The 9,619-nt window shown below is 74.1% G+C and carries 7 protein-coding genes; 1 reads left to right on the forward strand and 6 read right to left on the reverse strand.

Features of this window, described 5'->3' with window-relative positions:
* Positions 1 to 1,802, reverse strand: a 1,802-nt coding sequence (locus RI554_04945) for a hypothetical protein (protein MDR9391359.1), incomplete at its 3' end; no start/stop codon positions are given.
* A 203-nt stretch (positions 1,803 to 2,005) separates the two neighbouring features.
* Between RI554_04945 and RI554_04950 the strand changes: the two genes are divergently transcribed.
* A complete protein-coding gene (locus RI554_04950) occupies positions 2,006 to 2,890 on the forward strand; it encodes a DMT family transporter (protein MDR9391360.1) in 885 nt (294 codons plus the stop codon).
* Between the two features lie 9 nt (positions 2,891 to 2,899).
* On the opposite strand, the gene acs is transcribed toward RI554_04950, so the two are convergent.
* The 5 genes from acs to RI554_04975 all read right to left on the reverse strand — a co-directional run.
* Entirely contained in the window at positions 2,900 to 4,843 is a 1,944-nt protein-coding gene (gene acs, locus RI554_04955) for an acetate--CoA ligase (protein ID MDR9391361.1), read from the reverse strand.
* A gap of 141 nt (positions 4,844 to 4,984) precedes the next feature.
* Positions 4,985 to 6,490, reverse strand: a complete 1,506-nt coding sequence (locus RI554_04960) for a TrkH family potassium uptake protein (GenBank protein ID MDR9391362.1) — start codon at positions 6,488 to 6,490, stop codon at positions 4,985 to 4,987.
* Positions 6,487 to 7,833 carry a Trk system potassium transporter TrkA gene (gene trkA, locus RI554_04965; GenBank protein MDR9391363.1) on the reverse strand — a complete coding sequence of 449 codons (1,347 nt, stop codon included), beginning with the start codon at positions 7,831 to 7,833 and terminating at the stop codon, positions 6,487 to 6,489. The genes RI554_04960 and trkA overlap by 4 nt, the downstream gene beginning before the upstream one ends.
* 33 nt (positions 7,834 to 7,866) lie before the next feature.
* On the reverse strand, positions 7,867 to 9,435 hold the full coding sequence (gene lnt / locus RI554_04970) for an apolipoprotein N-acyltransferase (protein MDR9391364.1): 1,569 nt from the start codon (positions 9,433 to 9,435) through the stop codon (positions 7,867 to 7,869).
* 3 nt (positions 9,436 to 9,438) lie between these two features.
* Positions 9,439 to 9,619: hypothetical protein (locus RI554_04975; GenBank protein ID MDR9391365.1), on the reverse strand; the 181-nt coding region annotated here is incomplete at its 5' end.

The following is a 9,619-nucleotide window of genomic DNA, read 5'->3' on the forward strand; positions in this document are numbered from 1 at the left end:
TGGCCGACGGCGACGTCGGTGAAGGTCACGCCCCCGGGCGCGGGCACGCGGGTCGGCACGTCGAGCGACGTCCCGGCGTCGCTCCCCGAGACGAGCGTTCCGGCGTACTTCCCCCACGCCCACGCGTGCCCCTCGTCGTCGAGTGCGAGCGTCGTGTTGCCGTTCGTCGCGACGTCGACCCGCACGAGGCGGGTGTCGGCGGGGAGATTCCCATCGATCCGGACGCCCTTCGGCGCCACCTGCGTGGCGCCGGCCCCGAGAACGGGCGTGACCTTCGAGCCGCCCCAGCTCCATACCTGACCGTCGGACAGGACCACGACGCCGTGAAACGTCCCCACCGCGACGTCGGTGACGGAGGCGGGCGTGGACCAGGGGACGTCGAGCTCGAGCGGCACGACGTTCGTGAACGGAGTCTCGAGGACCCCGACGGTGCCCGGGGCCCCGCCAACCCACCCCACGAGCGCGCCGTCGCGCACGGCGAGGCCCGATGTGCCTCCGGCCCAGAGGTCGGTGACCGACGTGAGGTCCGACCGCGGAAGCACGTCGGCGGTCACGGTCGTGGTGACGTCGGGGTCCGCGACGGCGCGAACCGTGACGTCGCACGTTTCGGTGGACGACACGGCGTCCGGGCGGACGTAGACGAAGGTGTCGGACCACGGGCCGGAGGGCGCCGGGCCGAATACGTCCGAGGCCGACGGGTGAACGTCGGTGATCGACGGGGTGGACACGTCGCCGCACGACGCGGTGGCCGTGAGGCCTTCGCGCGCGCCCGGACCGGCCAACCGGACGTAGTGCGACCACAGGCTCCCGGCGAGCATGAGGGTAAAAGGCGGTCCGGCGGGTAGCTCCAGGCGGAGGGCGGGGCGCGGGGTGACGTCGACCGACGCGGCGGGCCCGGGCCCGGCGGCGTTCGCCGCGCGTACCGACAGCGTGACCTCCGTACCGTCGTCGAGGTCGGTGGCCGTGACGACGACGGCGCCCTCCGGCGTCGCGTCGCTGGCCGAGACCGCCGTCCAGGTGCCGGCGTCGGCCGCGTGCGCCACGCGGAGGTCGTAGCGTTCGATCGGCCGGCCGTTGGACGTGGGGGCGTCGAACGTGAGGCGGACGCGTCCGTCCCCGGGCGCCCCGGCCAGGTTCGTGGGGGCGTCGGGCGGTCCGAACGGGCGGAGCGTCGCGGTCGCCGCCGCACCCACCCCGGCCGCCGATCGCGCGCGGACCCGTGCCTCGTAGCGCACGCCGTTGTCGAGCCCGGACACCACCAGCGGGGGACCGACCACCCCAGCCGGACCGGCGGCGGCGTCGAAGGGGCCGTCGTCGAGCGACAGCTCGTAGCCCTCGATGGGGGCCCCGTTGGCGGCGGGAGGGTCGAACGCGAGGCGCACCCGGCCGTCTCCGTCGCTGACGGTGATCGCCTCCGGTCGTCCCGGAAGGTCGGGGTCGGCCGTGAAGGTCGGCGACGCACCGTCGCTCGGCGAGACGACCGTCCCGTCGCGCCGAAGCGTGACCCCGCACGCGCGTCCCGGAGGGAGGTCGGGCACCGCTCCCCGCATGCGCGGGTAGATCGCGTCGGCGTCGGCTTCGGGCCGGGGTGCCCAGCGTGCAGCGGCGTCGTCCTCCCGCGCGTAGGCGGGGTCGAGGACGGCGAGGTCGCACACGAGGAGGTCGGTGTCGGCGGTGAAGCGGCCGGTCGCCTCGAGGAGCGTCCCGGGTGCGCCCTGCGTGCTGGACAGTCCGTCGAGACGTAGGGTGGCGGGCCGTTCGGAGTCTGCGGTGCAGCCGGAAAGCAGGAACGCGGTAAGCAACGTACTGGCCCCCAACCATCGGAGGGAGCGTGGGTGAAGTCGAGTGCGCATCGGGTCTCCCATCGCGCACGGAACCTCTCACGTACGCAACGTAAGTGTGGCATACCTGCGGGGACGCGTCGACGGATGGAGGTGCGCCTCGCCCCCTACCACACCGACCCCGCCCCCGCCGGCGCGTCGCGACCCGTGAGATGATGCCCCGGATGTCGTTCCGCATCGCCGTCGTCGCGCTCGTCGCCGTGACCCTCGTTTGGGGGACCACGTTCGTCGTGGTGAAGGGGGCGCTCGACGTGCTCCCCGTCCCGCTGTTGTTGGCGCTTCGCTTCTCCCTTGCCGCGTTGCTCTTCGTCGGCGCGCCGTTCCGCCGCGACGCCGTCCGCCCCGCCCTCGTCCTCGGCCTGTTGGCGTTCGCCGGATTCGCGACGCAAACGATCGGTCTGTCCCTAACGACCGCCTCGAAGGCCGCCTTCATCACCGGGTTGTCGGTCGTCCTGACGCCCATGGTCGCGGCCGCCGGGATGCGCGCCCGCGTCCCCGGGCGCGCGTGGGCCGCCGCCCTCCTCGCGGTCGCCGGGTTGGGCCTCATGACGTTGCGCGGTGGGGCGGCGACGCCGCCCAACGCCGGGGACGTCTGGCTCCTGGGGACCGCCCTCGCGTACGCGCTCTACATCGTGTACCTCGGGCGGGTCGCCGACACCGCCCCCGCCCTCTCGCTCGCCGGGATGCAGCACCTCCCCATGGCGGCCCTCGCCTGGGCGTGGGCGTGGCCGCACCTCGGGACGCTCGCCGTCGTGCCGTGGGAGGCGTACGCCGCGGTCGTCTACCTCGCGGCGCTCGCCACGGCCGGCGTCGCGATCGTCCAGACGGTCGCCCAGCGGGTCGTCCCCGCCCACCTGGCGGCGTTGATCTTCGTCCTCGAGCCGGTCTTCGCCGCCGGGTTCGCGTACCTGCTGCTCGGCGAGCGGCTGGGGCCGGCCGGCCTGGCCGGCGCGGGGCTGGTGCTCACGGCGATGCTCGTCGCGGAACTCCGCCCCAAGCGGCGCGTGCCCGCCACCCGCCCGGCCGGCGCGCCGCCCGGCGACGCCTGAGCGGCCGGCCTACGACCCCTGCAGCAGCTTGTCGACGACCGTGCGGTCCTCGAGGGTACTGACGTCGCCGGCGACGTCCTCCCCCGACGCGACGCTGCGCAACAGCCTCCGCATGATCTTGCCCGACCGCGTCTTGGGGAGCGCGTCGGCGAAGTGGATCGCGTCCGGCTTGGCGATCCCCCCGATCTGACGCCCGACGTGCGCACGGAGCGCGTCGCGGAGCGCGTCGTCGCCCTGCCGCGTCCCCTCGAGCGTCACGAACGCGACGATCCCCTGCCCCTTGACCTCGTCGGGCCGCCCGACGACCGCGGCCTCCGCGACCGCCTCGTGCGCCACCAGCGCCGACTCGACCTCCATCGTCCCCAAGCGGTGCCCGGAGACGTTCACGACGTCGTCGACGCGCCCCATGATCCAGTGGTAGCCGTCGCGGTCCTTGCGGGCGCCGTCCCCGGCGAAGTAGACGTGCGGGATCTCGCTCCAGTACTGGTTGCGGTAGCGGTCGTCGTCGCCGTACACGGTGCGCAACATCGACGGCCAGGGACGCTTCAGCACCAGGTAGCCGCCCTCGTCGTCGGGCACCTCGCGCCCCTCGACGTCCACGATGGCCGGCTCGACCCCGAAGAACGGCACGCCGGCCGCCCCCGGTTTCGCGTCGTGCACGCCCGGCAGCGTCGTCAACATGATGCCGCCGGTCTCCGTCTGCCACCAGGTGTCGACGATCGGGCAGCGATCCCCGCCGATCACCCGCCGGAACCACATCCAGGCCTCGGGGTTGATCGGCTCCCCGACCGTCCCCAACAGCCGCAGGCTGGACAGGTCGTGCTTGGCGGGGTGCTCGTCCCCGAGCTTCATGAAGGCCCGAATGGCGGTCGGAGCGGTGTAGAAGACGTTCACGCCGTAGCGCTCCACCATCGCCCACATGCGGTCCGGCGTCGGGTGGGTCGGGGCGCCCTCGTACATCACCTGCGTCGCGCCGTTCAGCATCGGCCCGTACGCGACGTAGCTGTGCCCGGTGATCCACCCCACGTCGGCGGTGCACCAGAAGACGTCGTTGTCCTGCAGGTCGAACACCGTGCGGGCGGTCAGGTACGTGTACGTCTGGTAGCCGCCCGTCGTGTGCAGTACGCCCTTGGGCGTCCCGGTGCTACCGCTCGTGTAGAGGATGAAGCTCGGGTGCTCCGCATCGAGCGGCTCCGCGGGACACACGTCGGAGGCGTGCCGGGCCGCCTCGTGGTACCAGACGTCGCGCCCCGGCTCCATCGCGACGTCGTTCTCCGCGCGGCGCACCGTGATGACCCGCTCGACGCCCCCCACCCGAGCGATCGCGTCGTCCACCGCCGGCTTGAGCGGCAGGACGCTCCCGCGCCGGAAGCCGCCGTCGGCGGTGACGACCACCTTCGCGTCGGCGTCCTGGATGCGGTCGGCGAGCGCCTGCGCGCTGAACCCCCCGAACACGACCGAGTGCGTCGCGCCGATGCGCGCGCAGGCCAGCATCGCCATGACCGCCTCGGGGATCATCGGCAGGTAGATCGCCACCCGGTCGCCCTTCTCGACGCCCTGCGCCTTGAGGACGTTCGCGAAGCGCGACGTCTCGCGCAGCATGTCGCGGTACGTCAACACCCGACGGTCGCCCGGTTCGCCCTCGAAGAAGTAGGCCACCTTGTTCCCGAGGCCGGCCTCGACGTGCCGGTCGAGGGCGTTGTACGACAGGTTCGTCGTGCCGCCCACGAACCACTCGACGAACGGTTCGTTCCAGCGACGCACCTCCGTCCACGGCTCGAACCAGTGCAGCTCCGACGCCACCTCGCCCCAGAAGGCGTCGGGCTCCTCGAGCGAGCGGCGGTAGCGCTCCTGGTACTCCGCCCACGTCCCGATCCGGGCGTCCTCGCGGAAGCGTTCGGGCGGCGGGAAGCGGCGCTCTTCGTTCAGGACCGACGTGATGCGTTCCGACATGACGACCTCCGGGAGGCGACGTCCGCGCGCGCCGCGCGCGGCGCCTGCGGACCTTCGAACGATCGCGCGCCGCAGGCACGACGCGAACGACCGCATGGACGGCGAACGGCGCGAGGATACCGCACGCGCCGCCCGCCCCCCTCAGCGCGCGGTCGGCGGGCGCCCCGGTCCGCCGCCGCGCGCCGGGGTGCGCCACCGCCGGGGCACGCGCCACGCCTCGCGCGTGAACACGACGAATACCGCGACCACCTCCAGCCGGCCGGCGTACATCAGGAACGTCAGCACGACCTTCGCCGGCCCCGGGAGGACGCCGTAGTGCTCCATCGGCCCGACCGCCCCGAGGCCCGGCCCGACGTTTCCGAGCGCCCCGATCGACGCGCTGAACGCCGTCACGAAGTCGGCCCCCAGGAGCGCCAGGAGGGTCGTTCCGGTCGCGAACAGGCCGACGTACAGCGTCACGAACGCCGCGACCGAACGCAGGACCTCCTCCGGAACGGTGCGACGTCCGATCCGCACGGGCAACACCGCGCGGGGGTGCACCACGCGGCGCACCTCCCGCGTGGTGTTGCGCGCGATGATGATCCAGCGCACCACCTTCATGCCGCCCGCGGCGCTCCCGGCGCTGCCCCCGACGAACGCCAACAGCAACAGGATCGTCTGCGCGCGCGGTTCCCACGCCCCGAAGTCGACGCTGGCGTACCCCGTCGTCGTCAGGATCGACAGGCTCTGGAACGCCCCGTGCCGCAGCGCGTCGGGCCCGTACGCCGCGGCGGTCAGGACCGCCAGCGCCGCCGCCCCCGCGACGGCGACGGCGAGGTACGTCCGGAACTCCGGGTCGCGGGGCAGCAGCCCCGGCCGACCGGACCAGACCCGGACCTGCAGCGCGAAGTTCACCCCCGCGACCGCCATCAAGGCGATCGCAACCCACTGCACCGCCGGCCCGAACCCCTCGAACGACCGCGGTTCGGGACTGAACCCGCCCGCCGCGAGGGTCGTCAGGGCGTGCGCGACCGCGTCGAACGGCCCCATGCCGGCCCACAGGTAGGCGACGGCCCCGAGGACCGTCGCGCCGACGTACACGCGCAACACCGCCGACGCCGTCTGCCGCAGGCGGGGCGTGAAGCGGTCCTCGGTCGGGCCGGGGACCTCGGTGAAGAACAGTTGCCGTCCCGCGATCGCGAGTTGCGGGAACACGGCGATGAACAACACGATGATGCCGATGCCGCCCACCCACTGCGTGAAGGCCCGCCACAGGAACGTCACCGGCCCGAACGCCCCGAAGTCCCCGAGGGCCGTCGCGCCCGTCGACGTGAAGCCGCTCATCGACTCGAACAGCGCATCGATCGGGCCCATCGCCCCCGACGCCAGGTACGGCGCCACGCCCAGCCCGGGCAACGCCAACCACAGGAGCAGGACCGACGCCAGCGCCTCGCGGCGCGACGGCTCCTCCGCGGCGCGGCCCCACGCCAACAGCGGCCCGGCGAGGCCGGCGGCGAGGGCGGCGCCCACCGCGAACCCCGACACGGGGTCGCGTGTGAACGCCGCCGCGACCCCGAACGCCGCCAGGGCGACCGCCTCCGCCGCGAGCGCGATCCCGAGGACGCGCGGCACGAAGCGGCCCCGCCGCGGGGCGCCGGGCGCCCTCACGATCCGTCGGCGCAGTGCCGCTCGAGCCAGGCGGCGACCTCGCCGACGTTGTCGGGCGTCGTCACGATGAACAACCGGTCGCCGTGCTGCAGCGTCGTGTCGCCGCTCGGGATGACGACCTTTTCGCGGTGCAGGATCGCGCCGATCAACCCGTCGCGCGGGGCGCCCAGGTCGCGGATGCGGCCCACCCGCGCCCGATCGGGGTAGGTGACCTCCATGATCTCCGCGCGGTCCTCGATGCTGGCGAGGTGGTCGACCTCGTCGAGCCGAAGCCAGTTGAGGACCTCCTGCAGCGCCGCCGCCCGCGTCGTGAGGGGCGCGTCGATGCCGACGCGTTCGAACAGGCGGCGGTTGCGGGTCCGCCCGACGCGGGTGACGACCTTGGGGATGCCGACCTGCTTGGCGAGCAGGCTCGCCAGCAGGTTCTTTCCGTCGTCGTCGGTGACCGCCACGACGACGTCGGAGTCGTCGAGGCGCTCCTGCTCCATCAACTCGAGGTCGGTGCCGTCCCCCTGCAGCACCAGCGTGTCGGGCAACAACGTCGCGAGCTTCTCCGCCCGCGCGGGGTCGGTCTCGATCACCGTCACGCGCGTCTGGGGGCCCTGCAGGCGTTGCGCGACCATGAAGCCGACGTTCCCCCCACCGATCACCGTCACGCGCTGCGCCGTCCGGCGGGGCGCGAAGCGCGCCTCCACCGCGCGGACGCTGTCGCGCGTCCCCAGGAACACCGCCTTGTCGTCCTCGCGCAGCACGGTGGTGCCCGACGGCACGAAGAAGGTGTCGTCGCGGACGACGCCCGCCAGCAACGCGCCGCGCGGCACGTCGGCGTCGGCGAGCGGCACCCCGAGGAACGGATCGGTTCCCTCGAGGCGGTACTCGCGCAGGTGGATGCGGTCGTCGGCGAAGCTGGTGCTGTCCACCGCGCGGGGGGTGCGCACGATGTCGGCGATCTGCTTCGCCAACAGCCGCTGCGGCCACAACACCCGATCGATCGACATCCCCACCCGCGTCATCGCCCCCTCCCGCCGGAAGGCGTCGAGGTACCGCTGGCGGGAGACGACCGCCAACGTCCGGCCCGCCCCCAGGCCCTTCGCCGCGAGGCACGCCAGCACGTTCAGGTCGTCGCTTCGGGTGCACGCCAGGAACGCGTCCGCCTCCGCCACGCCCGCTTCGGTGAGGTCGTCGGGGTCGGCGCCGTTGCCGCGCTGGAAGCGCACGTCGAAACTCTCGAACGCCGTCGCGCGCCCCTCGTCCTGATCGAGGATCGTGAGGTCGTGCTCCCGGTGCAACGCCGAAGCGACCTGCACGCCGAGTTCGTTGCCACCGACCACCACGAGGCGCATGGCCGCCATCCTAGCCGAGCGGAACGCTCGGCGTCACACGCGTCGCGCGAGCGCCCCGCCGGCCGCGCCCGCCACCAGCGTCCCCAGCAGCCACGGCGTGAGGTGCCCCCACCGCACGAACGGCGTGACGTCCTCGCGTTCGGCGTAGCGGACGACCAGGGTGTCGCGCACGCCGCGCGGCAACTCCGCCCGGACGGTGCCGGTGGGGTCGACGACCGCGGTGATGCCGTCGTTCGCGGCGCGCAGCATCCAGCGGCGGGTCTCGATGGTGCGCAGCCGCCCCATGTCGAAGTGCTGGCGCGCACCCGCCCCCCGCGCGAACCAGGCGTCGTTCGTGACGTTGATCAGCACGTCCGCCCCGTCCGCCACCATCCGCCGTGGGATCGCGTCGAACACCGACTCGTAACAGACGTACGCGCCGACCGCTCCGCCGTCCCCCGGCAGCGCCGCCGGCCCCGGTCCGGGCACGGTGTTCTCCAGCATCGGCAGGCCGAACGCCGCGAAGATCGCGCGGTACAGCGGCGCCCACGCCTCGAGCAGCGGCCAGCGCTCCCCGAACGGCACCAGCACGTGCTTGTCGTAGCGCCCCCGGACGCCGCTCGCGTCGATCGTATACACCGCGTTCGCGCCGCCCCCCTCGACGCGGGCGCGCGCCCCCACCACGAACGTCGCGCCCGGAGCGGCCGCCTCGAGCGCCGCGCGGGCCGGCGCCCCGCGGAACCCCTCGAGCGGCGTGCGCAACACCGCCGCCTCCGGCCATACCACCAGGTCCGGCGGGGCGCCCTCCGCCGCCACCGCCGCTTCCGTCAACCCCAGGTGCACGTCGAAATCGAGGGCGCCGCCCGCCGCCCGCGCGAGCGGGTCGACGTCGCCCTGCACGAGCAGCGCCGTGCGGTCGGCGGTACGCACGTCGGCGCGCGCCGCCTCGAGGCGGACGACGCCGCCCCACCAGGCGAGCGCCAGGAGCGCGACCGCGAACGGTGGGCCCGCCCCGCGGAGGCGCGGGCGCACCCGCCCGCCGCTCCCCGCCACGCCCCAGCGGAGGCGGGTGCGCAGGGTCGGGCCGGAGCTCGGGGGCCCCACGAACGGTGCGGCGAGGGCGGCCGCCGCGACGGTCGTCAGCAACCCCAGCCCGGCCACGCCGACGACGTCCGCCCACTGCGCGACCGGCGTCGCGAGCCAGCCGTAGCCCAGCGCCCCCCACGGAAAGCCGAGGAAGCCGAGCCCGCGCAACCACTCGACGAAGATCCACGTCGGTGCGAGCACCGCCAGGGTGCCGCGCCCCGGACCGCCGACCGCGCGGGCGACCGCCGCGGTCGCGCCCCAGATCGCGGCGAGCGCGAGCACGAGGAGGGGGAACACCGCCCAGAACGCCGGACCGAGCAGATCCGAGAAGCTGGTCGGCAACCACGCGACGTGCAGCGCGAAGAACGGCACCGCGGTCGCGGCCCCAAGCCGGAAGGCGTCGCGCGGCCCCCGCGACGCGGCGATCAACGCGAACGGGACCGCCAGCACGAACGGCGCGATCGGTAGCGACGTGGGGGGCAGCCCGACGGGCGCCACCACGCCGCTCGCGATCGCCGCCAGCAGACGGAGCGACACGCGTCAGGCGGTCGGCCGGAGCAGCAGCCCGGCGAGGAGCGCGACGCGCCGGAGGGTGGCGTCGATGCGGACGTGTTCGTGGTGGGCGTGCGCGCCGTCCCCGACCGCGCCGAGCCCGTCGAGCGTCGCGACGCCGGCGGCGGAGGTGTAGTTCCCGTCCGAGGCGCCCCCGACCGACGTCTCG

This window comes from Trueperaceae bacterium (genome assembly GCA_031581195.1).
Taxonomy (GTDB): Bacteria; Deinococcota; Deinococci; order Deinococcales; family Trueperaceae; genus SLSQ01.

Bases quoted from the DNA above. Each gene is read 5' to 3' on its own strand.
- RI554_04950 (MDR9391360.1), top strand. From the start codon at position 2,006: ATGTCGTTCCGCATCGCCGTCGTCGCGCTCGTCGCCGTGACCCTCGTT.
- acs (MDR9391361.1), bottom strand. From the start codon at position 4,843: ATGTCGGAACGCATCACGTCGGTCCTGAACGAAGAGCGCCGCTTCCCG.
- trkA (MDR9391363.1), bottom strand. From the start codon at position 7,833: ATGCGCCTCGTGGTGGTCGGTGGCAACGAACTCGGCGTGCAGGTCGCT.